21 protein-coding genes are annotated in these 26639 nt (G+C 55.6%); 10 read left to right on the top strand and 11 right to left on the bottom strand.

The window, feature by feature from the left end:
* Positions 1 to 22 precede the first annotated feature (22 nt).
* A complete protein-coding gene (locus tag PGW97_RS15340; protein WP_273857665.1) occupies positions 23 to 874 on the bottom strand; it encodes an MIP/aquaporin family protein in 852 nt (283 codons plus the stop codon).
* A 671-nt stretch (positions 875 to 1545) separates the two neighbouring features.
* On the opposite strand from PGW97_RS15340, the gene zapB reads away from it, so the two are divergent.
* Positions 1546 to 1788, top strand: coding sequence for a cell division protein ZapB (gene zapB, locus PGW97_RS15335; RefSeq protein ID WP_047887185.1), 243 nt, complete (start codon positions 1546 to 1548; stop codon positions 1786 to 1788).
* Between the two features lie 111 nt (positions 1789 to 1899).
* On the opposite strand, the gene rraA is transcribed toward zapB, so the two are convergent.
* The 7 genes from rraA to priA form a co-directional block, all read right to left on the bottom strand.
* The gene (rraA, locus tag PGW97_RS15330) at positions 1900 to 2385 is read right to left on the bottom strand and encodes a ribonuclease E activity regulator RraA (RefSeq protein ID WP_047887184.1); all 486 of its coding nucleotides are present in this window, start codon (positions 2383 to 2385) and stop codon (positions 1900 to 1902) included.
* Positions 2386 to 2514: 129 nt separating this feature from the next.
* Complete coding sequence (locus PGW97_RS15325) at positions 2515 to 3426, bottom strand: 1,4-dihydroxy-2-naphthoate polyprenyltransferase (protein ID WP_047887183.1); 912 nt, start codon at positions 3424 to 3426, stop codon at positions 2515 to 2517.
* 140 nt (positions 3427 to 3566) lie between these two features.
* On the bottom strand, positions 3567 to 4898 hold the full coding sequence (hslU, locus tag PGW97_RS15320; protein ID WP_047887182.1) for an HslU--HslV peptidase ATPase subunit: 1332 nt from the start codon (positions 4896 to 4898) through the stop codon (positions 3567 to 3569).
* Positions 4899 to 4909: 11 nt separating this feature from the next.
* Entirely contained in the window at positions 4910 to 5437 is a 528-nt protein-coding gene (gene hslV / locus PGW97_RS15315; protein ID WP_047887181.1) for an ATP-dependent protease subunit HslV, read from the bottom strand.
* Positions 5438 to 5633: 196 nt separating this feature from the next.
* Entirely contained in the window at positions 5634 to 6290 is a 657-nt protein-coding gene (locus PGW97_RS15310; protein ID WP_047887180.1) for an SPOR domain-containing protein, read from the bottom strand.
* 155 nt (positions 6291 to 6445) lie between these two features.
* On the bottom strand, positions 6446 to 7453 hold the full coding sequence (gene cytR, locus PGW97_RS15305; RefSeq protein WP_047887179.1) for a DNA-binding transcriptional regulator CytR: 1008 nt from the start codon (positions 7451 to 7453) through the stop codon (positions 6446 to 6448).
* Between the two features lie 169 nt (positions 7454 to 7622).
* Entirely contained in the window at positions 7623 to 9824 is a 2202-nt protein-coding gene (gene priA / locus PGW97_RS15300; protein ID WP_273857656.1) for a primosomal protein N', read from the bottom strand.
* A 234-nt stretch (positions 9825 to 10058) separates the two neighbouring features.
* On the opposite strand from priA, the gene rpmE reads away from it, so the two are divergent.
* Both rpmE and PGW97_RS15290 read left to right on the top strand, forming a co-directional pair.
* Entirely contained in the window at positions 10059 to 10274 is a 216-nt protein-coding gene (rpmE, locus tag PGW97_RS15295; protein WP_084712681.1) for a 50S ribosomal protein L31, read from the top strand.
* Between the two features lie 291 nt (positions 10275 to 10565).
* The gene (locus PGW97_RS15290) at positions 10566 to 11816 is read left to right on the top strand and encodes a malic enzyme-like NAD(P)-binding protein (protein ID WP_217392184.1); all 1251 of its coding nucleotides are present in this window, start codon (positions 10566 to 10568) and stop codon (positions 11814 to 11816) included.
* A 96-nt stretch (positions 11817 to 11912) separates the two neighbouring features.
* Here PGW97_RS15290 and metJ read toward each other — a convergent pair whose 3' ends face one another.
* Entirely contained in the window at positions 11913 to 12230 is a 318-nt protein-coding gene (metJ, locus tag PGW97_RS15285) for a met regulon transcriptional regulator MetJ (protein WP_047887175.1), read from the bottom strand.
* Between the two features lie 177 nt (positions 12231 to 12407).
* On the opposite strand from metJ, the gene PGW97_RS15280 reads away from it, so the two are divergent.
* The 3 genes from PGW97_RS15280 to metF all read left to right on the top strand — a co-directional run bounded on the left by PGW97_RS15280 (position 12408) and on the right by metF (position 17221).
* A complete protein-coding gene (locus PGW97_RS15280; protein WP_217392185.1) occupies positions 12408 to 13577 on the top strand; it encodes an O-succinylhomoserine (thiol)-lyase in 1170 nt (389 codons plus the stop codon).
* A complete protein-coding gene (locus PGW97_RS15275; RefSeq protein ID WP_273857653.1) occupies positions 13574 to 15997 on the top strand; it encodes a bifunctional aspartate kinase/homoserine dehydrogenase II in 2424 nt (807 codons plus the stop codon). The genes PGW97_RS15280 and PGW97_RS15275 overlap by 4 nt, the downstream gene beginning before the upstream one ends.
* A 330-nt stretch (positions 15998 to 16327) precedes the next feature.
* The gene (gene metF / locus PGW97_RS15270) at positions 16328 to 17221 is read left to right on the top strand and encodes a methylenetetrahydrofolate reductase (protein ID WP_047887172.1); all 894 of its coding nucleotides are present in this window, start codon (positions 16328 to 16330) and stop codon (positions 17219 to 17221) included.
* A gap of 147 nt (positions 17222 to 17368) precedes the next feature.
* Here metF and PGW97_RS15265 read toward each other — a convergent pair whose 3' ends face one another.
* Both PGW97_RS15265 and ppc read right to left on the bottom strand, forming a co-directional pair.
* Positions 17369 to 17932, bottom strand: a complete 564-nt coding sequence (locus PGW97_RS15265; protein WP_047887171.1) for a PadR family transcriptional regulator — start codon at positions 17930 to 17932, stop codon at positions 17369 to 17371.
* Positions 17933 to 18321: 389 nt separating this feature from the next.
* A complete protein-coding gene (ppc, locus tag PGW97_RS15260) occupies positions 18322 to 20952 on the bottom strand; it encodes a phosphoenolpyruvate carboxylase (protein WP_207103440.1) in 2631 nt (876 codons plus the stop codon).
* A gap of 602 nt (positions 20953 to 21554) precedes the next feature.
* On the opposite strand from ppc, the gene argC reads away from it, so the two are divergent.
* The 4 genes from argC to argH all read left to right on the top strand — a co-directional run bounded on the left by argC (position 21555) and on the right by argH (position 26611).
* Positions 21555 to 22568: an N-acetyl-gamma-glutamyl-phosphate reductase gene (gene argC, locus PGW97_RS15255; RefSeq protein WP_047887169.1), complete on the top strand. Its 1014-nt coding sequence runs from the start codon at positions 21555 to 21557 to the stop codon at positions 22566 to 22568.
* Positions 22569 to 22578: 10 nt separating this feature from the next.
* The gene (gene argB / locus PGW97_RS15250) at positions 22579 to 23367 is read left to right on the top strand and encodes an acetylglutamate kinase (RefSeq protein ID WP_047887168.1); all 789 of its coding nucleotides are present in this window, start codon (positions 22579 to 22581) and stop codon (positions 23365 to 23367) included.
* A 96-nt stretch (positions 23368 to 23463) separates the two neighbouring features.
* Positions 23464 to 24675 carry an argininosuccinate synthase gene (locus PGW97_RS15245; protein ID WP_047887167.1) on the top strand — a complete coding sequence of 404 codons (1212 nt, stop codon included), beginning with the start codon at positions 23464 to 23466 and terminating at the stop codon, positions 24673 to 24675.
* 58 nt (positions 24676 to 24733) lie between these two features.
* The gene (argH, locus tag PGW97_RS15240; RefSeq protein WP_047887166.1) at positions 24734 to 26611 is read left to right on the top strand and encodes an argininosuccinate lyase; all 1878 of its coding nucleotides are present in this window, start codon (positions 24734 to 24736) and stop codon (positions 26609 to 26611) included.
* The last annotated feature ends 28 nt before the right edge of the window (positions 26612 to 26639 follow it).

Raw genomic sequence — 26639 nt, 5'->3', positions numbered from 1 at the left:
GCTGCGGCATGAACGCCATTGACTACGCTTGTGCTGCGCTTTTGTCACCAGCCTCTTCACACTGGTTAGGTAGCGTGCAGCGGTTACCAGGCAGATACACACCGATGGTTTTCGGGTATAGCCAGGCACCGGCACAGGCACCCAGAATTGGGGCTACGAAAGGCACGATAAAGTAAGGGATGTCTTTCCCGCCGGTCAGCGCTACGTCGCCCCAGCCAGCCAGGAAAGCAAAGAATTTAGGACCGAAATCGCGCGCCGGGTTCATGGCAAAACCGGTTAGCGGACCGAGAGAGCCGCCGATCACCGCAATCAGAATACCGATTAGCAGCGGGCCCATGGCACCGCGTGGTGCACCGTTTTTCTCGTCACCGATGGCCAGGATGGCGAACATCAGCACGGCAGTGATCACAAATTCCACCGCAAAGGCTCCGCTGAAAGACAGGGCGGCATTCGGGTATGTCGAGAAGATACCGGCTGTTGCCAGGCTGGCTTCGGTACCGCGCACAATGCCGTTGGCGGTTTCGAAGTTGGTAAACAGGTTGCCGTACAGGCTGTAAATCAACGCGGCGGTAAAGAAGGCACCAAGCATTTGTGCCGCAATGTACGGCAGGACTTTGCGTTTATCGAAACCGTGGAACATTGCCAGTGCGATGGTCACGGCTGGGTTGATGTGCGCGCCGGACACACCGGCGGTGCAGTAAATCGCAATTGCCACACCCAGACCCCACATAATACTGATTTCCCACTGGCCGAACTCTGCGCCAGTCAGTACCAGCGCCGCCACGCAGCCGACACCGAAAAAGATCAGTAATCCCGTGCCTATAAATTCGGCCAGGCACTCGCCGAGTAGAGTGTGTTGTTTCGGGGTAGTCATGGTTCAGTCCTTTTGTTATGTCGTAGGGGTATTGTTATGTTTGTTGTGGGCTAAATGTACTCGATCTCGCAGCGAAGAAAATTGGATTGCGCGAGAAATGTGCGTTCGAGCATAAAAACAATTCTATTTTTGCGAATGCGCGCAAACGATTGCTGGGTGCTGGGGATTTTTCCCTTTGCGAGCATTTTTGGGGTAATTAGATGAGGAGAAATAAAGGTTTTTTTTTAAGTTGATGTTTATAAAATAAAAAATCCGACCTGTGCAGGTCGGATGTGCCAGATTGGGCAAAGTCTTGGATAAATCCAAGAGAGATACGATCAGGACAGAAATTAGCACGCTCACCCTGCATTAAAATAGAGTTTGATCGCAGTTTTACCCATTTAGACGGCGTGTCCGAGCGATTTTTGCACGCATAGTTCATATGGTGGGAAGCTGGCGCGGCGGCCGGAAAAACGGGGTGATCAGGGGGAGATCGGAGTGCGGGTGATCAGGAAAGCAAAAATCTCATCAAAATTGTGTAATTTTTGCCCGTTTGTTGAAAAGCGTGGTATTTGTAGATGTCATAAGCAGGACGCCTCGCTAGAATAGGTGGCATATGAACCGTAAATGTGCCTGTGTAAGGTTGTCTTAATGGTTAGGGCAAACCGATAGGCTGAAGACAGGTGGAAAAAATGTCTCTAGAAATGTTGGAAAAGCTGGAAGCCAAAGTTCAGATGGCTGTTGATACAATTTCTCTGCTACAAATGGAAATTGAAGAACTAAAAGAACAAAATGATAGCCTGGCTAACGAAGCACAGGCACTGCGCTCAGGTCGTGAAGATCTGGAGCAGGAAAACCACAAGTTGCGTGATGATCACCAGGCGTGGCAAGAGCGCGTACGCGCACTGCTGGGCAAAATGGAACACGTCGAGTAATCGACCCGGAATTCGCTTCCGCCGCTGGCGGGGGAAGCGCCCGATCAAAAACAGAGCCGTTGGGCTCTGTTTTTGTTAGTAAGGCATCTGTACCAGCAGCATTGCCGCGGGTTATTCGATGTCCAGAGGTTCCGGCGACAGGATGACCCCGGTGTTGTCCGCGTAGATGTGATCTTCCGGCAGGAAGGTGACGCCGCCGAAATTGACCGCCACATCCACTTCACCGATGCCTTGTTCGTCGGCACCGACCGGGATAGACGCCATCGCCTGAATGCCGATGTCGAGTTCATCCAGGTCATCCACATGGCGGACGCAGCCATACACGATTAACCCTTCCCATTCGTTGCCGGCAGCCAGCTGCGCCAGTTCCGCATCCACCAGGGCGCGGCGCAGTGAGCCACCGCCATCAATCAGCAGCACCCGGCCTGCGCCAGGTTCTTCCAGCACCGTGCGGATCAGACCGCAGTCCTCGAAACACTTGATCGTGGTGATCTGGCCGCCAAACGAGCTACGGCCGCCATATGAACTGAACATAGGTTCGACAACGTCGACCTTGTCGAGGTAGATGTCGCAGAGTTCGGACGTATTGTATTCCATGGGCGCGCTTCTTCTTGTGGCAAATGAAAAGGGTCGCCGGGTTGCCTGCGGGCAACCAGGCATAATTTGTTGAAAGTATAATCAGTTAGCTGGTCAAGATACAAGACCGCCAGCGGTTATACCAGGAAATCACACGGCCGCGAGGACCACACCGGCGGCAAACAGCAAGTTGGTCAGCAAAGCGCACTTCACCATGGTTGCCATCATCGGGCGAAGTGCCGCCCCGTCAGCGGCGGTCAGTACCTGTTTACCATGCTTAAACAGCAACGGCGCACTCAGGATAAACAGCCAGCCATAGGGCGAATGGATTTCCAGGGCGGCAAACAGCGCCAGACACAGCACGCTGCCGACCAGCAGAAACAGGTGGTATTTGCGGCCCCATTCCGGTCCCATTCGAACCGCCAGAGTCAGCTTGCCACAGGCCCGGTCGTTGTCGATATCGCGCAGGTTATTGATATTGAGCACGCCCACGGCCAATAAGCCACAAGCGGTTGCTGGCAGCATGATGATAGAGTCAATCTGTCCGGCCTGCAGATAATAGGTTCCGGCCACGCCCAGCCAGCCAAAGAACATCAGGACGGAAAGATCGCCAAGGCCGCGATAGCCGTACGGCTTGTTGCCGACGGTGTAGGCGATAGACGCGGCGATCGCCATCAGCCCGAGCAGCATAAAGCCGAACATGTCTTGTAGGTTATCGGTCGCGATTGCAATCAGGCTCAGGCCGCTGGCAATGGTCAGGCCGATATTCAGCAGCATGGCTTTGCGCATCGCGGCAGGGGTAACCAGCCCTGACTGGATAGCACGCTGTGGCCCCAGGCGTTGCTCGTTGTCGGTGCCTTTAACGGCATCGCCGTAGTCGTTGGCAAGGTTCGAGAGGATCTGCAACAGCAGCGCTGTCAGCAGAGCAAGACCGGCGATAAGGGCAGAGAAGCTGCCTTGCCAGCCCGCCACGGCACTGCCGCAGACGATAGAGGCGACGGCCAGAGGCAGCGTTTTTGGCCGGCAAGCGTCCAGCCAGATTGCGAGTGAAGATGATTTCATAGTGAGCTTTCGTCAATCAACCGGTGAGTGATCCATTATGGCTGAACTGTGATTATGGGCAACTTTATCGGGAGATTGTTTGTTTAAAAACAAAAAAACGGTGCCTTATGGCACCGTTTGCAGAATCAGCCGGAAGAAACTTACAGGATGAAACGGCTCAGATCTTCATCATCGACCAGTTCACCCAGACGGGCTGTGACGTAAGCATCGTCAATCAACACTTTCTCACCGTTTCTTTCAGTCGCATCGAAAGACAGCTCTTCCATCAGGCGCTCCATCACGGTGTGCAGGCGACGGGCACCGATGTTCTCGGTACGCTCATTAACCTGCCAGGCCGCTTCAGCCAGCTTGCTGATCCCGCTTTCATCGAACTCAATGTTCACGGATTCGGTCGCCATCAGGGCTTTGTACTGCTCGGTCAGCGAGGCATTCGGCTCAGTCAGGATGCGCTTGAAGTCATGGCTGGTCAGGGCTTCCAGCTCAACGCGAATTGGCAGACGGCCTTGTAGTTCTGGGATCAGATCTGACGGTTTGGCAACCTGGAACGCGCCTGAGGCGATGAACAGGATGTGGTCGGTACGAACCATGCCGTGCTTGGTTGAGACCGTGCTGCCTTCAACCAGTGGCAGCAGGTCACGCTGGACCCCTTCGCGAGACACATCAGGACCTGACGTTTCACCGCGCTTACAAATCTTGTCGATTTCATCCAGGAACACGATACCGTGGTTTTCCACTGCAAAGATGGCCTGATCTTTCAGCTCGTCATGGTTAACCAGCTTGGAGGCCTCATCTTCCGTTACCGCCTTCATCGCGTCCTTGATTTTCATCTTACGCTTTTTGGTGGTGTTGCCGGCCAGGTTCTGGAACATGCCCTGAAGCTGGTTGGTCATCTCTTCCATGCCAGGAGGGGCCATGATCTCTACGCCCATTTGCGGCGCAGCGACATCGATTTCGATCTCTTTGTCATCCAGCTTGCCTTCACGCAGTTTTTTACGGAAAGACTGGCGGGTGGCAGAGTTGTTGTCGCTGGACTCGTTCTGGCCCCAGGCGTCACGGGCCGGTGGCAGCAGCACATCCAGAATGCGGTCTTCGGCCAGCTCTTCAGCGCGGAAACGTACTTTTTCCATCGCCTGCTGGTGGGTCATTTTGACCGCCACATCCGTCAGATCACGGATAATGGTTTCGACTTCTTTGCCGACGTAGCCGACTTCGGTGAACTTGGTGGCTTCCACTTTGATAAACGGCGCGTTAGCCAGCTTGGCCAGGCGGCGGGCAATTTCTGTTTTACCCACACCCGTCGGACCGATCATCAGGATATTTTTCGGGGTTACTTCAACGCGCAGCTCTTCCGGCAGCTGCATACGACGCCAGCGGTTACGCAGCGCGATCGCAACTGCACGCTTGGCTTTGTCCTGACCGATGATGTGGCGGTCAAGTTCATGGACGATTTCGCGAGGAGTCATTTCAGACATGGCCGCTTCCCTTATTTTGTGTCGAGCTCTTCGATGGTGTGGAAATGGTTGGTGAACACACAGATGTCACCCGCAATGTTCAGGGCCTTCTCGGCAATTTCGCGGGCGCCCAAATCGGTGTTTTCCAGCAGTGCAATGGCCGCGGCCTGGGCAAAGTTACCGCCTGAGCCAATGGCAATCAGGTCGTGCTCAGGCTGAACCACGTCACCGTTACCGGTGATGATCAGTGAGCCGGTTTCATCGGCTACCGCCAACAGAGCTTCCAGGCGGCGCAGCATACGATCTGTCCGCCAGTCTTTAGCCAGTTCCACCGCCGCTTTTTGCAGGTGGCCCTGGTGCATTTCCAGCTTACGCTCGAAACGTTCGAATAGAGTGAAGGCATCCGCTGTGCCGCCTGCAAAACCTGCAAGCACTTTGTTGTTATATAAACGGCGCACTTTGCGAGCGTTACCTTTCATAACTGTGTTGCCCAGGGAAACCTGGCCATCACCGGCGATAACGACTTTACCGTTTCGACGAACAGATACGATAGTTGTCACGGTGTTACCTCTTTGAGTCTTTCCGGCTGCTGCCGGTTTGGGTATACCTGACGATCTGGGGGTGGGGGACGGTGGTTTCAAGGGCGGAAAAAGAAAAGGATGCCGGGGCATCCTTTTTCTGTGCATGTTCTGCCGCACAGGGCAAACCTGATACAAGCTGGGAAAAACGGCTGGCCGGAGACACTGAGCCTAGTGCTCAGGACTCCCAGAACCAGATGGCACATGGCTCGATGCCGACCCGGCGCAGCTGGTTGCGATCGCTCTCGGCTTTACGCTTTTGCGGATACGGCCCCAGAATCACGCGGTACCAGGTACCTTTTTCACCCTGACTGATCTTGATCTGGCTGGTCAGCCCCTGGAACGCGATCATCGCTTTGCGCTCTTCGGCCTGACTTTGGCTGCGGTAAGCACCACACTGCATCAGATAAGGGCGGGTCGGGACCTGCTCTTTCTTCGCTTCGACCTGTATTTCTTTATTTTCCAGTTCTTCAATGTAGCGCCATTTTTCTTCCGGCTTCGGCGGCAGCGTTTTGGCCTCCGGAGTCGGTTTGGGCTGCACTACCGGTTTGGTGATCGGTTTTACTTCAGGTTTTACTTCCGGTTTTGGTGTCGGCTTTGGTTCAGGCGGCTTGGGCTTAGACGGGGCCGGAGGCGGCGTCTGCTGGGTTGCCTGAGAATGCGCGGGGGCTGGGGAGGTCGACAGGAAATAAAGTCCATAGCCCAACCCGGCCACCAAAATCAGGGCAATGGTGGCCCACTTCACTGGAAACCCGCTACTTGGCGGGGCTTTGCGACTGTTTCGTGCCGGTTTCTTGGGGGCACGACCGCGTTTAACGTAATCTTTTGTAGCCACGATGCTGCTGGTTTATTCGGATGGACAATGGGCCTATGTTACAAACTTGCGCCATAACTGACCAGACCCTGAACGCGTTATGATTCGAAGCCTTACAGCCAGGCGCAGAAGTTTTGTGAGCTTATGTGCAAAACATAAGCTCATATTGACAGCGATCAAGCGTTCGCTGGTGGGGCGGCACTCTCGCGAATCACCAGTTTGGCATCCAGCAGGCGGGAGCCGGAGGCGATGTCTTTGCCTTTGAGAATATCCAGCAGCATCAGCATGGACTGACGGCCGATTTCATAGCGAGGCTGGGACACCGTCGTCAGAGGTGGATCGCAGTATTCCGCAAACTGAATATCATCGAAACCGACAATTGACAGATCCTGCGGAACCCGGAAACCGAGACGTTTGGCTTGCTGCATGGCACCAATGGCCATCACATCATTGTGGCACAGCAGAGCGGTCGGAGGCTCCGGCATCGACAGCAGGGCTGTTACCGCACGGGCGCCACCGGCAAAGGTGAAATCGCTCTTGACGGTGTAGGCCGGGTTCAGCTCCACTCCAGCACGGCGCATGGCCTGCTGGTAACCCTGATTACGGAACTGACACAAAGCGGCAGAATCCGGTCCGGCGATCTGAGCGATACGCTTATGGCCCATCTGGGTTAAGTAGTTCACCGCTTCAAACGCAGCGGTCAGGTTATCGATATGGACAGTTGGCAGCTCCAGCTCAGGGGCAAATTCGCAGGCCATCACCATTGGCGGCAGGTTTTTCTGTTCCGGTTTACTGACATCAAACGGCAGATCCGTGCCGAGTAGCAGCATCCCGTCAGCTTGTTTGGTAAAGACCAGATTAACAAATGAATTTTCCCGGGTTTTCTGCTGTCCGCTGTCGCCCAGCAGCACCAGGTAACCGTGTTCCATCGCCGCTTCTTCAATCCCGCGAATAATTTCCGTGAAATATGGGTCACAGATATCCGGGACAATGGTAACGATGGTTTTTGATTCGTTGCGACGTAAATTCCTAGCCAGTGAATTGGGTGAATAGCCAGCGTCCATGACAGCCTGTTCAACCTTTTTTCTTGTTGAGGCTGACACTTTTTCCGGGTTCATCAGGGCACGGGACACCGTGGCTGTAGACACACCGGCGAGCTGGGCAACATCCTTCATTGTCGCCATATTAGGGTTCCTCTCTATTATTTTTCTCTCTCATGCTGGAGGATCATGGCCAAACAGGGCTGATACCTGTACCAGCGAGCCTGTTATTGTAGGCTGTCTGCCGGGGATTAAACATGCTTAAAACACCATTAATTTCATCCAGCATGTGACGTGAGTCGCATTGTTCATTTTAAGTTAAATCCTGAGGTTCCACATCGATCGACCAGCGGATCTTCTTGCTCAGCGGCAACAGTCCAATCGCCGGTTTGGCCAGAGATAGCAGTTGCTGCAGGGCCTTTCGGCTGGGGGCCTGGATCAGCAGTTGCCAGCGATAGCGCCCGGCCCGGCGAGCCAACGGAGCCGGGTTAGGGCCCATGACCTGGGTATCTTGGTTAAAGACCGGGCTGGCTTCAAAGATTCCCCGGATCTGTTGCAGGAACTGCTCGACCTGATGATTCTCATGGGCTTCTGCGCGCAGCAGGGCCAGATAGGTATAAGGCGGCAGCCAGGCCTGTTTGCGCTCTTGCAGGGCACTGGTGGCAAACTGGTCATAGCCTTTGTACAGCAGCGCCTGCAGCAGGGCGTGTTCCGGGTGGTGGGTTTGCAGGATCACTTCGCCCGGCTTGCTGGCCCGCCCGGCGCGTCCGGCGACCTGGATAAACAGTTGGGCCAACCGCTCGCTGGCCCGAAAATCGTTACTGAACAGGGCACTGTCAACGTCAATCAGGGCGACCAGGGTGACGTCCGGAAAGTGGTGGCCTTTTGCCAGCATCTGGGTGCCAATCAAAATCTGGTATTCGTTGCGGCGGATGGCTTCCAGGTAATTTTCCAGGCTGCCTTTACGGCGGGTACTGTCTCGGTCAATCCGCACGGTTTTGTAGTCGGGAAACAGGGTGGCCAGTTGTTGCTCGAGCTGCTCGGTACCGACCCCGACCGCATGCAACTGGGTCGAGCCACAATTGCCGCACTGCGGCATCACCGGGCGCTGGGTGGCACAGTGGTGGCAGCGCAATTCGCCGCTTTGCTGGTGATAGGTGTAGTAGGCGTCGCAGCGTTTACATTCCGCCAGCCAGCCACACTCATGGCACATGACCGCCGGGGCATAGCCGCGCCGGTTGAGAAACAGCATGACCTGATTGCCGGCCGTGAGGTGTTTGCGCATCTGGGCGATCAGCGGAGCTGACAGCCCGGCTTCGAGATACAGTCCCTTAACGTCCAGCACCCCGTGTCGGGCTGACTGAGCGTGTCCGGCCCGGCGGGTTAGGTGAAGATGGTGGTATTTCCCGCTTTTGGCGTTGTGCAGGGTCTCAAGGGCCGGTGTTGCCGAGCCCAGAATAATGGGGATGTTGCCCTGGCTGGCCCGCATCACCGCCAGATCGCGGGCGTGATAGCGCAGGCTGTCCTGCTGCTTGTACGAGGCGTCGTGCTCTTCGTCGACAATAATGATGCCGAGGTCGGCAAACGGCGTGAACAGGGCAGAGCGGGTGCCGATAATGATCCCGGCCTGGTTATCCCGTCCGGCCAGCCACGCCGACAGGCGCTCGGTGTCGTTCAGGCCGGAGTGGATCGTTTCCAGCGGAACATTGAAACGTCGCTTGAAGCGGTTGATGGTCTGCGGGGTCAGGCCGATTTCCGGGACCAGGATCAGGGCCTGTTTCCCGGCCGCCAGAACCGGTTCGAGCAGATTCAGGTAGACCTCGGTTTTGCCTGAGCCGGTGACCCCTTCCAACAGGTAGCAGGCAAAATCGGGATTGGCGTTCACCGACGCGATCGCCAGTGCCTGCTCCTCATTGAGCTTGGGTTTTTCTTCCGTCACGGCGAAATGCGCTGCCCAGTCGGCCGCAGCCGGTTGCTGTTCCGATGCGGAGATCCAGCCTTTTTCGCTCAGTGTTTTCAGGGTCGCCGCGGAGATGTCCTCGGCGAGCAAAGCATCATGGCTGACCTCGCCCTGGCGCAGGGCATTGAGGACCTGTACCTGACGCGGAGCCCGTGTCAGCGCACTGAGGGGCTGATCATAACCGGCCGGAGTCAGTTGCCAGACTTTCAGGCTGGCCGGGGACGCTTCGCGGCCTTTACGCAGCAGAGTCGGCATGGCGTTGGCGAGGGTGTCGCCGAGCGGGTACTGGTAGTACCGGCTGGCCCAGCAGAGCAGGTTAAACAGCGATGACGGCCACAGGGGCTCGCCATCCAGCACGCTGTTCAGTGGTTTGAGTTGGTCGACCGGCCACTCCGATTCCGTGCTGATCGCCATGACGATACCCACCAGATGCTGGCGTCCGAACGGCACTTTGACCCGTCCCCCGACCACCGGTGTCTGACCGGGTTTGATCAGGTAATCAAACTGTTTATCGAGGGGGACAGGAAGGGCCACTCGGGCAATGTTGGGCGTCATAATCAACCGCAAATCAGCATGTACTAAGATAGAGAAGTGTACCCTGCTAACACGGGTGCGGCAAAGCGGTGAAAAAAGGAGCGTATCTGTTGATTTGGAGGGCGTGATTGATTACTATACGCGGCCTGAATTTGGCGTATTGGCCATACCTATACGCTGTTTGTTATTAACGACGTGTGGTGCCCGGCTTAGGATCGGGAGAGCGACACGGCCTTAAATGTTTGAGGTTATCCCATGAAACAAGGTATTCACCCAGAATACACAGCTGTGAACGCTAAATGTTCTTGCGGCAACACTTTCGTATTCAACTCTACTCTAGGTAAAGACGCTCTGAACCTGGACGTATGCGACAAGTGTCACCCATTCTACACTGGTAAACAGCGTCAAGTGAGCACTGGTGGCCGTATCGACAAATTCAACAAGCGTTTTGGCGCTCTGTCTAGCAAGTAATTGCACGTTGAATTTCGAAAAAAGGGGATGCTTCGGCATCCCCTTTTTTATACCCATTGATCCTTCCTGAGCCTGTAACAGTCACATTCTGTTAGCGTTTCCTTCCCTGTAGTGACACAGAAATTACCCATTTTTACGGATACGGATCATAGCTCACAACAAACCTGACTAATCCGCTCAGGAATCCTTGGCTCGACCAGATGTTCGGTGCTAGGATTTTCTGCTGCTATCGCATATGATTTAGCGTTTCCAACGAACTGAACATTATTATTATTCAGGATCCTGAACATTATGTCTGAAGATTTTCGCCAACAAGCCCTCCATTACCACGCGTACCCTGTTCCCGGCAAAATTTCTGTTGAGCTGAGTAAACCAGCGAACACTGTTGAAGATCTGGCGCTGGCTTACAGCCCAGGCGTTGCTGAGCCAGTACGTGAAATTGCCCAGAATGCTGAGAATGTTTACAAGTACACCGGCAAAGGCAACATGGTTGCTGTTATTACTAACGGTACGGCCATTCTGGGTCTGGGTAACCTGGGTCCCCTGGCGTCTAAGCCAGTAATGGAAGGGAAAGCGCTGCTGTTCAAGCGTTTTGCTGGCCTGGACTCCATCGATATCGAAGTGAAACACCGTACTATCGACGAGTTCGTTGATACCGTAGCCAACATTGCTGACACCTTCGGTGGTATCAACCTGGAAGACATTAAAGCCCCAGACTGTTTTGAAATCGAAAAACGCCTGATTGAGCGTTGTAACGTACCGGTTTTCCACGATGATCAGCACGGTACCGCTATTGTTACTGCAGCCGGTATGCTGAATGCGCTGGAACTGCAGGGTAAAGACATCAGCGAAGCGGTGATTGTCTGTCTGGGTGCCGGTGCTGCTGCGGTAGCATGTATGGAACTGCTGATTAAGTGTGGCGCACAGCGTGAGAAGATCTACATGCTCGACCGCAAGGGCGTGATCCACACTCGTCGTGATGACATTAACGAATACAAACAACTGTTTGCCAACAACACTGACAAGCGTACGCTGGAAGACGTGATTGACGGCGCAGATATTTTTGTGGGCGTATCGGGTCCGGATCTGCTGGCTCCTGAAGCACTGAAACTGATGGCTGACAAGCCGGTGGTCTTTGCGTGTTCAAACCCGGATCCGGAAATCAAACCGGAACTGGCGCACGCGGTGCGTGATGACCTGATCATGGGTACAGGCCGTTCTGACTACCCGAACCAGGTGAACAACGTGATTTGTTTCCCGTTCATCTTCCGTGGTGCACTGGACGTGCGTGCCAGCGAAATCAACGATGAGATGAAACTGGCGGCAGTACACGCGATTCGTGAACTGGCGAAAGAGCCGGTACCGGCGGAAGTGGTGGCAGCGGCGGGTGCTCAGTCACTGGAGTTCGGTTCTGAGTACATCATTCCAAAACCAATGGATCCACGTCTGCTGCCGCGCGTTGCGAAAGCGGTGGCTCAGGCGGCAATTGACTCCGGCGTGGCACAGATCGCGATGCCAGTGGGTTACATGGAAGACAAGTAAGGCATCTGCCTGAAACGAAAAAACCAGCCTGAGGGCTGGTTTTTTTATGGCTGCTGCCAGGGAAATCAGTCGCGAGTGGGCGCCGCGAGAGCACGGTTACTCGTTGATATCTTCGTACTTGATCCCTTTCTCATCCATGATGGCCTTGGCTTCTGCTGGCAGGTCATCCGGGCGATCTTTACGGATGTCATCATCGGTCGGCAACGGCTGGCCGGTGTAGGCATGCAGGAAGGCTTCGCACAGCAGTTCACTGTTGGTCGCATGACGTAAGTTATTAACCTGGCGACGGGTACGTTCATCGGTCAGGATTTTCAGAACCTTCAGTGGGATCGAAACTGTAATTTTCTTTACTTGTTCGTTTTTCTTACCGTGTTCCGCGTATGGACTGATGTATTCGCCATTCCACTCTGCCATTTTTAACCTTCTCAGCGATTTTAAATTGAAGTAATAGAACTAAGACGGATTTTAGCGGGATTTACTGCCATAAGCAAAGACATATGGACGTCTAGAAGTGTTGACGTCCTTTGTGATAGCCGCTATGTTGATGCGTAAAGTTTATTCAGCTGCAATCGCCCAACAAGGAAAGTAACTATGAGTGACAAGAAGCTTGCCACCGTCGCGGTTCGAACCGGCATTGAGTCCGACACCCAGTTTAATGCCGTGGTGCCACCCATCTATCTGACGTCCACCTATGGTTTCCCCCAGTTGGGCGAACTGCCTCAGTATGACTATTCGCGTTCCGGAAATCCAACCCGCAATATGCTGGCAGAAGCACTGGCGGAGCTAGAGGGCGGAGCCGGTGCCATTGTGACGAACTGCGGGACTGCGGCGATTAACTTGCTGGTGTCGGCCTTGCTGGGACCGGGCGACTTGGTTGTGGCACCGCATGACTGCTATGGCGGGACCTACCGCTTGTTCAATACCCGGGCGGAAAAGGGCGATTTTCAGGTCCGCTTCGTGGATCAGACCAACCCGCAGGCGGTGGCTGAGGCGCTGGCACTGAAACCTAAGCTGGTGTGGGTGGAAACGCCGTCCAACCCGCTGCTGCGGATCGTGGATATTGCCGAGCTGTGCGCCGCTGCCGATAAAGTCGGGGCGCTGGTCGCGGTCGATAACACCTTCCTGTCACCTATCTTGCAGCAACCCTTGGCGCTGGGCGCCAATTTTGTTGTGCACTCCACCACCAAATACATCAACGGCCATTCTGATGTGCTGGGCGGGGTGCTGGTCGCCAAGTCAGAAGAGCAGGCGGAGCACCTGGCATGGTGGGCCAACTGTATCGGCGCTACCGGCGCACCGTTTGATGCGTACCTGACGCTGCGCGGTCTGCGCACGCTGGCTCCACGGATGCGGATGCATGAGGAGAACAGCGCGCAGATTCTGGCATATCTGCAAACCCAGCCATTGGTCGGGCAGATTTATCATCCTAGCCAGCCGTCGCACCCGGGGCATGAGATTGCCCTCAAGCAGCAGAAAGGATTTGGCGCTATGCTGAGTTTTGAGATCGCAGGCTCTCAGGCACAGCTGGAAACCTTTGTCCGTGAACTGACCTGCTTCTCGTTGGCGGAGTCTCTCGGCGGGACGGAGAGTCTGATTTGCCATCCGGCCAGCATGACCCACCGCGCCATGTCGGATGAAGCGCAGGCTGCGGCCGGGCTGAAACCGTCATTGTTGCGGTTGTCTGTGGGGCTGGAAGACCCGGCAGATTTGATTGCAGATTTGGCGCAGGCCTTTCAGAAAGCGGCGGAGGTGGCGGCATGAGTGCAGGCAATCCGAGGCAATTGCACAAGTTTGGCGGCAGTAGCCTGGCCGATCCGGACTGTTATCGCCGGGTCGTCGAGATTCTACGGGAATACTCCGGTGACACCGATCTGGTGGTGGTGTCTGCGGCAGGAAAAACCACAAATAATTTAATCGAGTGGCTGACCTTGCTCGGCAAAGATGGCCGTCAGGCCCACGAAGCCTTGCAGGCTTTGCGTCAGTTCCAGCAACAACTGATTGAAAACCTGCTCAGCGGTGAGTTGGCAGATGAACTGCTGACTCAGCTGCATCTGGAGCTGGGCGAGATCGCCCGTGTCGGGGAGCAGTTGCCGCTCAGTGAAGCGCAGTCAGCCTGGGTTCAAGGGCACGGGGAGCTCTGGTCGGCTCGGCTGATGGCCGCACTGCTGAGTCAGCAGGGACTGCCTGCCGTGAACCTGGACTCTCGCCTGTTCCTGCGCACAGAACGCTCGGCGCAGCCGGAGGTCGACAGGGCCCAGTCATGGCCGCTGCTCAAGGCGCAACTGGCGCAGCATCAGCACAAGCGGGTGGTGATCACCGGGTTTATGGCGCGTAACGGCGCCGGGGAAACCGTGCTGCTCGGCCGTAACGGCTCGGATTATTCCGCTACCGTGATTGGCGCACTGGCTGAAGTCCAGCGGGTGACGATCTGGAGCGACGTCGCTGGGGTGTACAGCGCCGATCCGCGCAAAGTCGGGGATGCCTGCCTGCTGCCGCTGCTGCGGCTCGATGAAGCCAGCGAACTGGCGCGGCTGGCAGCCCCGGTACTGCACAGCCGGACCCTGCAGCCGGTGGCGCAGAGTGCCATTGATCTGACCCTGCGTTGCAGCCATCAGCCGGAATCCGGTTCAACCCGGGTTGAGCGGGTGCTGGCCTCCGGACGCGGCGCCAAAATCGTGACGTCACTGGATGACGTCTGTGTGATTGCGTTGTCGGTCCCGCGTTCACAAACCCTGGAGCCGGTGCTGGCGGAGGTCGACCGGTTGCTTCAGCGTGCCCAGTTGTTGCCGCTAGCCCGCAGTGTCGAAGCCGATAAAGGGCGCATTCAGCTGGCGTACACCACCGAAGTGGTCGGCAGCGTTCTGGCATTGCTGCAGGACAGCGGCATTGCGGCGGAAATCAAGCTGCGGGATGGATTCTCGATGGTGGCGGTGGTGGGGGCCGGAGTGGTGAACAATGCCGTGCACTGTTACGGCTTCTATCAGCAGCTCAAGCGCCAGCCGGTGGAATTTATTGCCGAGTCGGAGTCTGGCCTGAGTTTGGTGGGCGTGTTGCGCCAGACTGACCTCGACCGTTTGATCCAGCAGATTCACCAGCATTTGTTCCAGGCGCAGAAACAGATTGGTCTGGTGCTGTGCGGTAAGGGCAATATTGGCAGCCGCTGGCTGGAGTTGTTTGCCCGGGAGAAGGTGGCGCTGGAAAAGCGGCACGGGATGTCATTTACCCTGATTGGGGTGGTGGACAGCCGCCGCTACTGGATTGATACCCGCGGGATTAACCCCGAGCAGGCGCTGACGGCCTATGAGGATGAAGCGGTGGAATCTGCCGCGTCTGGCGAATGGCTGAGTGTGCTGGCCAGCCACCCTTACGATGATGTGATTGTGCTGGATGTAACGGCCAGCAGCGAGTTGGCAGCGCGCTATCCGGCCATTGCCGAGGCGGGCTTTCACCTGATTTCGGCCAACAAGGTCGCCGGGTCGGCTTCCGGCGAGCAGTATCACGCGGTACAGGATGCCTTTGCCAAAAGCAGCCGTTTCTGGCTTTACAACGCCACCGTTGGTGCCGGCTTGCCGGTGAACCACACCGTTCGTGACCTGTGTGACAGCGGCGACACCATTATTGCCCTGTCGGGGATTTTCTCCGGAACGCTGTCCTGGCTGTTCCAGCAGTATGACGGTTCCGTGCCGTTTTCTCAGCTGGTGGAGCAGGCGTGGCAGCAGGGGCTGACCGAGCCGGATCCACGCAGTGACCTTGACGGCAGTGATGTGATGCGCAAGCTGGTGATCCTGGCCCGGGAGTCTGGGTTGGTACTGGAGCCGGAGCAGGTCAGGGTGGAAACCCTGGTGCCGGAAGCTCTGGCTGAGCTTAGTCTGGATGGGTTCTTTGAACAGGCTGCGGTACTGGATAACATCCTGGCGGAACGGCTCAGTAAGGCGCAGAAGGAAGACAAGGTGTTACGCTATATCGCCCGGCTGGATCGCCACGGTAAGGCCGTGGTCGGGGTCGAAGCGCTTTCTCGGGAGCATGCGCTGGCTAATCTGCTGCCGTGCGACAACATCTTTGCTATCGAAAGCCGCTGGTACCGTGATAACCCGCTGGTGATCCGGGGGCCGGGGGCCGGTCGTGACGTCACGGCCGGGGCGCTGCTGTCGGACATCAACCGGATGGCGACTATGCTTTAGGTGAGTGGGAGAAAGTGCGACCGAGACAGGTTATGCGGATCATGCTGCTTGTCAGGTTGCACGTGGTGCGATTCACTGACAATTTAATCAATGGTAGTAACGTGTGCTATCGAGCGCGAAAATAACCGGAAAAGCCCGCAAGTGCGGGCTTTTTGCGTTTTTGGCCTGCTTGAAGATCCTGCAATTATCAGTTGAGAAATATTCATGATCATCGTGTTGACATTAAATTGGTTACAAGACATTCTGTAGACATATAGACGTCTAAATGGATATTTCAGGACGTTACGGTTAAGGGAAAGGCCAAGGGGCCGAAAGAGGAAGGATTGGATTATGGGATATTCTTACGCAGGCCACTTGGATGCACTAAACCAGAATATTGCTGACCTGAATGGCAACATCAATGTGTCTTTTGAGTTTTTCCCGCCGAGCAGCGAGCAAATGGAGCAAACCCTGTGGCAATCCATTCATCGCCTGAAAACCCTGAAACCGAAGTTTGTGTCAGTGACCTACGGGGCTAACTCCGGCGAGCGGGATCGGACACACTCCATCATCAAAGACATTAAAGATCAGACCGGCCTGATTGCAGCGCCGCACCTGACCTGCATCGATGCCAGCCGCGATGAACTGCGGACCATCGCCCGCGATTACTGGAACAACGGTATTCGCCATATTGTCGCTCTGCGGGGTGACCTGCCAGAGAAAGGCATCAAGCCGGATATGTATGCGGTGGATCTGGTGGAACTGCTGCGCGCGGAAGCGGATTTCGATATCTCAGTGGCGGCTTACCCGGAAGTACACCCGGAAGCCAAAAGCGCACAGGCCGATCTGATTAACCTCAAGCGTAAAGTGGATGCCGGAGCAAGCCGGGCGATCACTCAGTTCTTCTTCGATGTGGAAAGCTACCTGCGTTTTCGCGACCGCTGTGTGGCGGCCGGGATTGATGTAGAGATTGTCCCAGGCATTCTGCCGGTGTCGAACATGAAGCAGGCCAAGCGCTTTGCCAGCACCAATAATGTAAAAATTCCGGGCTGGCTGGAGAAGCAGTACGAAGGGCTGGATGATGATCTGCTCAGCCGCCAGATGGTTGGGGCGAGCAATGCAATTGACATGGTGCGTGTCCTGAGCCGCGAAGGGGTAAAAGATTTCCACTTCTACACCCTGAACCGTGCAGAGCTGACCTACGCCATTTGCCATACTTTGGGTGTGCGGGCGGAAACGGCCTGATGTGACACCACATGGCTGACCGTTCGCCAGTGGCGTTGTCCGGGGCGGGGAACCAGCCAGATAAGCATAAAAAAGCCGCTGCATGTGCAGCGGCTTGTGTTTGTGGCGGGCTGCCGTCGGGCGGCGTTCGCGCGATATCGTATGAGCTTACAGGGCTACCGGGCTGTTAGGGGCATCCATGTCTTTCAGCTCGACCAGTACCTCTTCTGCCCAGTCGATCCATGCCTGACGATTATGGATAGCACGGCGCAGTGTCAGTCGGTCAAGACGGGACTGGCGATCCATGTTTTTGTAATCGGCGAAATGGACTTTTTCCAGCTCGGCATAGTGGTTCAGCAGCGTGTGTGATTCTTCAATCAGGCCTTCCAGCTGACGCTGCATCGGCTCAGAGTTGTGCACACTGCATACCACCAGTTTCGCAGAAAACTCATCGCGAATGGTTGGGTTACGTGCCGGCTCCTGGAACCACTCGAACAGCGCCTGGCGACCCAGATCCGTGATCGAGTACACCTTACGGTCCGGTTTGCCTTCCTGAGGTTCAAGCTTGCAAGTGACCTGATCGTTACCGGCCATCTTGTTCAGCTCACGGTAAACCTGCTGGTGGCTGGCTTTCCAGAAATAGCCGATACTGTTGGAAAACTCTTTAGTAATATCGTAGCCCGTTGCGTCGCGGTTGCTCAGCACGGTCAAAATAACGTGTGGTAGTGACATCTCTTCTATCCGTTAAAATACAACAAAAAGATAAAACCAATCAGACCTTTTACCCTTCGCTCTATGGCGTATTTATAATCGTGTTGTTGCAGTGCCTGATCGGGATCACGTAGCATACACATCAATTGACGACATTTCGACATCGGAGCGTGATATCGCAAAATAAAGATGCAACCAATTGTGAGTCTTGTGACGATTGTCTACATATTGACAAGGTTAAGAGTAAAAATGCACTGCACACGGTTTTGCTTCACCTGTGTTCACTGCATAAACATTAGCTGATGAGCGATCACAGGACTTGTCTCAAAGATGAGTCACTGGGCAGATTGACGGGAATAGCAAAAAGAAAAGGCCACATGACTGTGGCCTTTTTTGGATCTTCAGGGGCATTAACCGGTGTTACGCATCCCGGTTGCGATGCCGGCGATGGTAATCATCAAGGCTTCTTCCAGCATTGGTGAACCGCCGTCCTGCTGACGGGTCCGGTACAGCAGCTCAGCCTGCAACATGTTCAGCGGTTCCACGTAGATGTTACGCAGGCGGATAGACTCGGCCCCCCACGGGTTCTGCTCCATCAGGTGGGCGCTGTTTTCCACATTCAGCACCGCTTTAATATCGCTTTGCAGTTGCCCGCGCAGTTTCTGACCCAATGGCCACAGTGACTTGTCGGTCAGACGCTGGTCGTAGTATTCCGCAATGCCGATATTGGTTTTGGTGAACACCATTTCCAGCATACCAAGACGGGTGGAGAAGAACGGCCATTCGCGGCACATTTCCTCCAGCTGAGGTGCGTGGCCTTGGTCAATGGCGTGCTGGATGGCTTCACCGGCACCCAGCCAGGCTGGCAGCAGCAGGCGGTTCTGGCTCCAGGCGAAAATCCATGGGATGGCGCGCAGGCTCTCGACGCCGCCTTGCGGGTTACGTTTCGCCGGACGGGAACCCAGTGGCAGTTTACCCAGCTCCAGTTCCGGAGTGGCGGCGCGGAAGTAAGGCACAAAATCCGGTGTACCGCGCACCACGGCACGGTATGCCTCGCAGGAGACGTCCGACAGCATATCCATCACCTGGCGCCAGTTCTGTTTCGGCTCCGGTGGCGGCAGCAGGTTGGCTTCCAGGATTGCACTGGCGTACAGGCTCAGGCTGTTGATCGCCACTTCCGGCAGGCCGAGTTTAAAGCGAATCATTTCTCCCTGCTCCGTTACTCGCAGGCCACCTTTCAGGCTGCGCGGCGGCTGGGACAGCAGGGCGGCATGTGCCGGTGCGCCGCCCCGGCCGAGAGAGCCGCCGCGACCGTGGAACAGGGTCAGGTCGACACCGGCTTCATCACACACGGCCACCAGTGCTTCCATTGCGCGGTACTGCGCCCAGCCTGCGGCCATTACCCCGGCGTCTTTTGCCGAGTCTGAATAGCCAATCATCACCATCTGGTGATTCTGGATAAAGCCGCGATACCAGTCGATGTGCATCAGTTGCTTGATCACGGCTTCGGCGTTGTTAAGGTCGTCGAGGGTTTCGAACAGCGGGCAGACATCCATCCGGAAGCGGCAACCGGCTTCCTGCAGCAGCAGGTGCACGGCCAGGACATCAGAGGCGGTACGGGCCATGGAAATTACATAGGCCCCCAGCGCTTCGCGCGGTTGTTCGGCAATCGCTTTGCAGGTCTCGATGACTTCGCGAACTTCAGCGGACGGCTCCCAGTCGCGTGGCAGGAGCGGGCGCTTGGACGACAGCTCGCGCACCAGGAAGGCGATCTTATCCTGCTCGTTCCACTGATCGTAATCACCCAGACCCAGATAGCGGGTCAGCTCGGAAATCACGTTGCTGTGACGGGTACTTTCTTGACGGATATCAAGCCGTACCAGGTGGACACCGAAACATTTAATGCGGCGCAGCACATCCAGCAGCAGGCCGTCGGCAATAATGCCCATGCCACATTCGTGCAGCGACTGGTAACAGGCGTGCAGCGGGATCCACAGTTGATCGACATGGTCGATGATACCGGTGCTCGGTACATCCTGCCCTTTAATCCGGGCATCGAGTACGTCACGGGTGTTGGTCAGGCGGGTGCGCAGATCTTTGAGGATGGCACGGTACGGTTCGTGCTCCTCACCGGCCAGGGCGCGGACCGCGTCATTGCATTTGACCATCGACAGCTCGCTGACCAGCTCCTGGATATCCTGCAGATACAGATCGGCGGCTTTCCAGCGCGACAGCAGCAGGACTTCACGGGTCACGTCGGAGGTCACAAATGGGTTACCGTCGCGGTCTCCCCCCATCCAGGAGGAAAAAGTCACCGGGGCGGCATCAATCGGTAGCCCTTCGCCAAATTGCTCGGTCAGCTTTTCGTCGAATTGGCGCAGAAACTCGGGTACGGCCTGCCACAGGGAGTTTTCGACCACGGCAAAGCCCCATTTGGCCTCATCAAGCGGAGTCGGACGCTGTTGGCGGATGACATCTGAGTGCCAGGCCTGAGCAATCAGCTGCTCCAGGCGACGCTCAACCCGCTGGCGCTCACGAGGCGAGAGCTCGCTCAGTTCCAGCTTGGACAGGCAGTTGTTGATTTGCACCAGTTTGTGAATCATGGTGCGTCGGGCAATTTCAGTCGGGTGTGCGGTCAGTACCAGATCGATGTTGAGATCTCGTACCGCCTGAATGGTGTCAAACTGAGAAATGTCCTGGTTGCTGAGTTTGGCAAACAGGCCTTCCAGGGCGTCCGGTGTGCTGACATATTCCTCGCAGTGACGGGAGACCGTGTGGTACTGCTCGGCAATATTGGTCAGGTTCAGGAACTGGCTGAAGGCGCGGGCAACCGGGAGCAGCTCATCGTCAGGCAGGTTTTGCAGCTCTTCGATCAGCTTGGCGCGATCATCCTGATTTCCTGCGCGGGCAGATTTAGACAGTTTTCGAATGGCCTCGACTTTGTCGAGCAACTCTTCACCGTGCGCATCTTTAATGGTGGTGCCCAGCATGTGGCCAAGCATACTGACATTGCTACGCAGCGCGCTGTACTTTTCGTTCATATCGCATCCATCTCGTAAATTAATTACATCCAATTCATCCTGTATGAGGACAATCTAGCTGTGATCCCACTTTAAGGTCAACACGGATTGTATTTACCGGTAATAAAGCAACACTGCTTTGATATTTGTCATGCTATGCGACCTGTTTTGTAACAAATTTCCAAAAAAATGCCGTAATTGAGCACAAAGAACGCGTGCTGCTTATACGATCTGTGGTTTATCTGTCCACCTTGTCATTACGACAGAGCGATCTGCTGAAGCGAAAAGCTGGTGGCTTTGCGCTCCTGCCTGAATATCCCCTCGAAAACAGACTTTTTTTCTTTCAGCGGTTGACAGAGTAGGGAATTATAGGTAAACATACAAATGCAAAATAAATGAATACAAATTCCATTTGTATTTTTTCACGGACAACGTACTGAAGCAGCCACTTTCAGCCCAGTTAAGTAGGAAGTTGTTAACATGAGCCAAGCGAGCCTTCACAATCTGAATTCCCTCCGACGACGCTAAGTCTCATCGCTTGGTGCCATACCGTGCACCCCTCTATCTAGGTGGCAGCCCGTCTGCACATCGACCCGATATACATCATCACAAACGGATTAACTATGTTGAACACCCTGATTATTGGTGCCAGCGGCTATACCGGCGCAGAACTGGCAAAAATGGTGCACGTGCATCCTCATCTGGCACTCGCGGGTTTGTATGTCTCGGCGAACAGCGTAGATGCCCACAAACCAATCAGTGAACTGCATGGCCAGTTGAAAGGCATTGTTGATATGCCACTGCAGCCTCTGACGGATCCGGCAGAAATTGCGACTCAGGCGGACATTGTCCTGCTGGCAACAGCCCATGAAGTCAGCCACGACTTGGCGCCGGTTTTCCTGGCCGCCGGTTGTCAGGTGTTTGATCTGTCGGGTGCATTCCGGGTGCAGGGTGATGATTTTTATCCTCAGTATTACGGTTTCAGTCATCAACACCCGCAGTGGCTGGATCATGCGGTGTACGGCTTGGCCGAATGGAATGGCGCCGCTATTGCGCAGGCTCAGCTGATTGCGGTACCGGGTTGTTATCCGACAGCGTCGCAACTGGCGTTAAAGCCATTGATTGAACAAGGTCTGCTGGACGGCTCCATGCTGCCGGTGATCAATGCGGTTAGCGGTGTGTCCGGGGCTGGACGCAAAGCCAGCATGACTAACAGCTTTTGCGAAGTCAGCCTGCAGGCCTACGGGATTTTCTCCCACCGGCACCAGCCGGAAATTGCCAGTCACCTGGGACAGGACGTGATCTTCACGCCGCATCTGGGCAACTTTAAGCGCGGGATCCTGGCCACTATTACGGCCAAGCTGGCACCAGGGGTGACAGCGGCGCACGTAGCCGACGCGATGCAGAACGCTTACCCGACATCGGCAGACCCGCATGCAGTGCGTTTGCTCGGTGAGCAGGCGGCCAAACTGCAGAATGTTGTGAATACCTGCTTCTGCGATATTGGCTGGAAGATACAGCAAGAACACATCATTTTAACATCAGCAATCGATAATTTGCTGAAAGGTGCATCGTCGCAAGCGATGCAGTGCATAAATATTCGTAATGGTTTTCCGCAATTGACGGCATTGGTTTAGGAGAGTTGGCATGAATCAGGTTCCTTTGGTGATCAAACTCGGCGGGGCAGTGCTGTCTTGTGCTGAGACCCTGGAAAAGTTGTTTGGGGCTATCAGCCAGTATCAGGTAAAGGCACAGCGCCCGCTGGTGCTGGTACACGGTGGCGGGTCACTGGTTGATGACCTGATGACCAAGCTGCAGTTACCAACCGTGAAGAAGGAAGGGCTGCGGGTCACACCGGTTGAGCATATTCCATATATCGCCGGCGCGCTGGCCGGAACGGCAAACAAGCTGCTGCAGGGACAGGCGCTGAAATGCGGTGTCGCGGCAGTGGGCCTGAGCCTGGCTGACGGCGGCCTGTGTCAGGTGACTGAGCTGGATCCTGAGTTGGGGGCTGTCGGTAAGGCGGCACCGGGCAACAGCCAGCTGATTCACACCATGCTGGCGGCCGGTTACGTACCTATCATCAGTTCGATCGGGCTCGACAGCCAGGGACTGCTGATGAATGTCAACGCGGATCAGGCCGCGGTGGCGGTGGCTGCAGCACTTGATGCTGAGCTGGTGCTGCTGTCTGACGTCAGCGGGGTACTGGACGGCAAGGGTCGCTTAATCAGCAAGTTGACTGAGAAGGAAGCGGAAGCCCTGATTGCCCAGGCGGTGATCACCGACGGCATGATTGTCAAAGTCCGGGCCGCGTTTGAGGCGGCCAATGCGCTCGGTCGGCCGATTGAAATCGCGACCTGGCGTTACCCGGATAAGCTGGCGGCCCTGTTTGACGGCCAGAGTATCGGCACCAAATTTACGCCTCAGGCGGCATAGCCTGACCTTTCTTTAGACACGGATTTTTTCAATACCCATTTTAGAGCCATACGCCTGAGCGGGATGACCGCCGAGCGGGCAAGCAGGAGAAGTATTATGAGCAAGGTAAATAAAGTTGTTTTAGCCTATTCCGGCGGTCTGGATACATCGGCCATCATTCCTTGGCTGAAAGAAAACTATGACTGTGAAGTGATTGCGTTCGTGGCCGATGTGGGTCAGGGCGAAGAAGAGCTGGTTGGCATCGAAGAGAAAGCGCTGGCATCTGGGGCATCTGCCTGCTACATCGCTGATCTTAAAGAAGAGATGGTGAAAGACTACATTTTCCCAAGCCTGAAAACTGGCGCGGTGTATGAAGGTAAATACCTGCTGGGTACCTCCATGGCGCGTCCGATCATTGCCAAAGCGCAGGTTGAGTGTGCACTGGAAGTGGGGGCTGACGCTTTGTGCCACGGCTGTACCGGTAAAGGTAACGATCAGGTGCGTTTTGAAAGTGCCTATGCCGCACTGGCGCCGCAGTTGACTGTGATTGCGCCTTGGCGTGAGTGGGATCTGCGTAGTCGTGAAGCGCTGCTGGCGTACCTGGCCGAGCGTAACATTCCGACCACGGCGACCCTGGAAAAAATCTACTCCCGTGATGCGAACGCCTGGCATATCTCAACCGAAGGTGGCGTACTGGAAGATACCTGGAATCAGCCAAATGAGCTGTGTTGGGTGTGGACCAAAGATCCTGAGCAAGCCCCGGATCAGCCGGAGCTGGTATCCCTGACGGTTGAAAAAGGCGAAGTAGTCGCGGTGGACGGTCAGGCGATGAGCCCATATCAGGCACTGGTAGCGCTGAACCAGAAAGGCGCGGAGCACGGCGTGGGTCGTATCGACATCGTTGAGAACCGTCTGGTCGGCATCAAGTCTCGCGGCTGTTACGAAACCCCGGGAGGCACCATTATGATGGAAGCCCTGCGTGCGGTAGAGCAGCTGGTACTGGATAAAGATGCGTTTGAGTTCCGTGAAACGCTGGGCCTGAAAGCCTCTCACCTGATCTACGACGGCCGTTGGTTTACCCCGCTGTGTAAATCTTTGTTGTCTGCGGCAGAAGAACTGGCGCAGGATGTGAGCGGTGAGGTTGTCGTGAAGCTGTATAAAGGTCAAGCTACCGTTGTGCAGAAGCGTTCGGTGAACAGTCTGTACTCGGAAGAGTTTGCGACCTTCGGGGAAGACGAAGTGTATGACCACAGCCATGCTGGTGGCTTCATCCGTCTGTACTCGCTGGCCAGCCGTATCCGTGCGCTCAATGCACAGAAAAAACAGTAATCGCAACCTGACACAATAACAAACGAGCAAGTCGAGCAAGCAGCAAAGGAGAAGTACCATGGCACTCTGGGGCGGACGGTTCAGCCAGGCAGCTGACACAAGATTTAAGCAATTCAACGACTCATTGCGTTTTGACTACCGCCTGGCGGAGCAGGACATCGTGGGTTCCATTGCCTGGTCAAAGGCGCTGCGCCAGGTGGATGTACTGACCGAAGAAGAGCAACAGCGACTGGAGTTGGCGCTCAACGAGCTGAAGCTGGCGGTGATGGAAGATCCGGCGCAGATTCTGCAGTCGGATGCCGAAGACATTCATAGCTGGGTTGAGCAGCAGCTGATCAACAAAGTGGGCGACTTGGGCAAGAAACTGCATACCGGCCGTTCCCGTAATGATCAGGTGGCGACAGACCTGAAGCTTTGGTGCCGTCAGCAAGGTCAGCAACTGCTGCTGATGCTCGACCAGCTGCAAAATCAGTTGGTCACGGTGGCGCGCCAGCACCAGAACACGGTGCTGCCGGGTTATACCCACCTGCAGCGGGCGCAACCGGTGACGTTTGCGCACTGGAGCCTGGCGTACGTGGAAATGTTCGAGCGGGATTACTCCCGTCTGACTGACGCATTGGAGCGACTGGATACTTGTCCGCTTGGCTCCGGGGCGCTGGCCGGTACCGCGTACCCGATTGATCGGGAACAGCTGGCGCACAGCTTGGGTTTCCATCGGGCGACCCGCAACAGTCTGGATTCGGTGTCTGACCGGGATCACGTGATGGAGCTGCTTTCGACGGCGTCAATTTCGATGCTGCACCTGTCGCGGATGGCAGAAGATCTGATTTTCTACAATTCGGGCGAGTCCAATTTCATTGAACTGGCGGATACGGTGACTTCCGGGTCGTCGCTGATGCCACAGAAGAAAAATCCGGATGCCCTGGAGCTGATCCGGGGCAAGTGCGGCCGGGTGTATGGTTCGATGGCCGGGATGATGATGACAGTCAAAGCCCTGCCGCTGGCCTACAACAAAGACATGCAGGAAGACAAAGAAGGGCTGTTTGACGCGCTGGACACCTGGTATGAGTGCATGGAGATGGCCGCGCTGTGCTTTGATGGCATCAAAGTGAATCAGGAGCGGACGCTGGAAGCGGCGATGCAGGGTTACTCGAATGCTACCGAGCTGGCGGACTATTTGGTTGCCAAAGGCATCCCGTTCCGTGAAGCGCACCATATCGTCGGGGTCGCGGTTGTCGCGGCGATCGCGAAGGGATGTGCACTGGAAGAGCTGTCGCTGGAAGAAATGAAGGCATTTTCGGCTGTGATTGATGCGGATGTCTACCCGATCCTGACCATTGAATCCTGCCTTGAGAAGCGTTGTGCGCTAGGCGGGGTGGCCCCGAACCAGGTGGATTACGCTATCGGTCAGGCCGAGAAGCGGTTGGAAAAACGTTACACGCCGGGCGTTAAAGTGCGGGGCGCTCGTCTGACGGATCTGGATGCCATTGAAGGTATGGTGGCGTACTGGGCCGGACTGGGGGAAAACCTGCCCCGGATGCGTAACGAACTGGTGCGGGATATCGGCTCCTTCGCGGTGGCAGAGCATCATGGCACCGTCACCGGTTGTGCTTCGCTGTATGTCTATGACTCCGGGTTGGCAGAAATCCGCTCGCTGGGAGTGGAGGCCGGATGGCAACATCAGGGGCAGGGCAAGGCGATAGTCGAGCACTTGATTGAAAAAGCCGGCCAGATGGCGATTAAAAAGGTGTTTGTTCTGACTCGGGTGCCGGAGTTTTTCATGAAGCAGGGCTTTGTTCCAACGTCCAAAACACTGCTGCCGGAAAAAGTGATGAAAGACTGCGACCGTTGTCCGCGCCAGCATGCCTGTGATGAAGTGGCACTGGAAGTCCGACTGGATCAGGAGCAGATGATTCCGACCGTCAACGTGGCGTGAATAGCACTTTGATTGGTACTGTAAATAA

The sequence above is a fragment of the Photobacterium sp. GSS17 genome, assembly GCF_028621875.1.
GTDB classification, from domain to species: Bacteria; Pseudomonadota; Gammaproteobacteria; order Enterobacterales; family Vibrionaceae; genus Photobacterium; species Photobacterium ganghwense.
This window is presented reverse-complemented; position numbering and strand designations above follow the sequence as displayed.

What these genes read in the sequence shown, in the direction of transcription:
- argB (WP_047887168.1), top strand. Translation starts at nt 22,579, where the DNA reads ATGAATCAGGTTCCTTTGGTGATCAAACTCGGCGGGGCAGTGCTGTCT.
- zapB (WP_047887185.1), top strand. Translation starts at nt 1,546, where the DNA reads ATGTCTCTAGAAATGTTGGAAAAGCTGGAAGCCAAAGTTCAGATGGCT.
- PGW97_RS15325 (WP_047887183.1), bottom strand. Translation starts at nt 3,426, where the DNA reads ATGAAATCATCTTCACTCGCAATCTGGCTGGACGCTTGCCGGCCAAAA.
- ppc (WP_207103440.1), bottom strand. Translation starts at nt 20,952, where the DNA reads ATGAACGAAAAGTACAGCGCGCTGCGTAGCAATGTCAGTATGCTTGGC.
- PGW97_RS15280 (WP_217392185.1), top strand. Translation starts at nt 12,408, where the DNA reads ATGAGTGACAAGAAGCTTGCCACCGTCGCGGTTCGAACCGGCATTGAG.
- argC (WP_047887169.1), top strand. Translation starts at nt 21,555, where the DNA reads ATGTTGAACACCCTGATTATTGGTGCCAGCGGCTATACCGGCGCAGAA.
- PGW97_RS15275 (WP_273857653.1), top strand. Translation starts at nt 13,574, where the DNA reads ATGAGTGCAGGCAATCCGAGGCAATTGCACAAGTTTGGCGGCAGTAGC.
- cytR (WP_047887179.1), bottom strand. Translation starts at nt 7,453, where the DNA reads ATGGCGACAATGAAGGATGTTGCCCAGCTCGCCGGTGTGTCTACAGCC.
- PGW97_RS15290 (WP_217392184.1), top strand. Translation starts at nt 10,566, where the DNA reads ATGTCTGAAGATTTTCGCCAACAAGCCCTCCATTACCACGCGTACCCT.
- metJ (WP_047887175.1), bottom strand. Translation starts at nt 12,230, where the DNA reads ATGGCAGAGTGGAATGGCGAATACATCAGTCCATACGCGGAACACGGT.
- PGW97_RS15265 (WP_047887171.1), bottom strand. Translation starts at nt 17,932, where the DNA reads ATGTCACTACCACACGTTATTTTGACCGTGCTGAGCAACCGCGACGCA.
- argH (WP_047887166.1), top strand. Translation starts at nt 24,734, where the DNA reads ATGGCACTCTGGGGCGGACGGTTCAGCCAGGCAGCTGACACAAGATTT.
- rpmE (WP_084712681.1), top strand. Translation starts at nt 10,059, where the DNA reads ATGAAACAAGGTATTCACCCAGAATACACAGCTGTGAACGCTAAATGT.
- PGW97_RS15245 (WP_047887167.1), top strand. Translation starts at nt 23,464, where the DNA reads ATGAGCAAGGTAAATAAAGTTGTTTTAGCCTATTCCGGCGGTCTGGAT.
- hslU (WP_047887182.1), bottom strand. Translation starts at nt 4,898, where the DNA reads ATGTCTGAAATGACTCCTCGCGAAATCGTCCATGAACTTGACCGCCAC.
- metF (WP_047887172.1), top strand. Translation starts at nt 16,328, where the DNA reads ATGGGATATTCTTACGCAGGCCACTTGGATGCACTAAACCAGAATATT.
- priA (WP_273857656.1), bottom strand. Translation starts at nt 9,824, where the DNA reads ATGACGCCCAACATTGCCCGAGTGGCCCTTCCTGTCCCCCTCGATAAA.
- rraA (WP_047887184.1), bottom strand. Translation starts at nt 2,385, where the DNA reads ATGGAATACAATACGTCCGAACTCTGCGACATCTACCTCGACAAGGTC.
- PGW97_RS15340 (WP_273857665.1), bottom strand. Translation starts at nt 874, where the DNA reads ATGACTACCCCGAAACAACACACTCTACTCGGCGAGTGCCTGGCCGAA.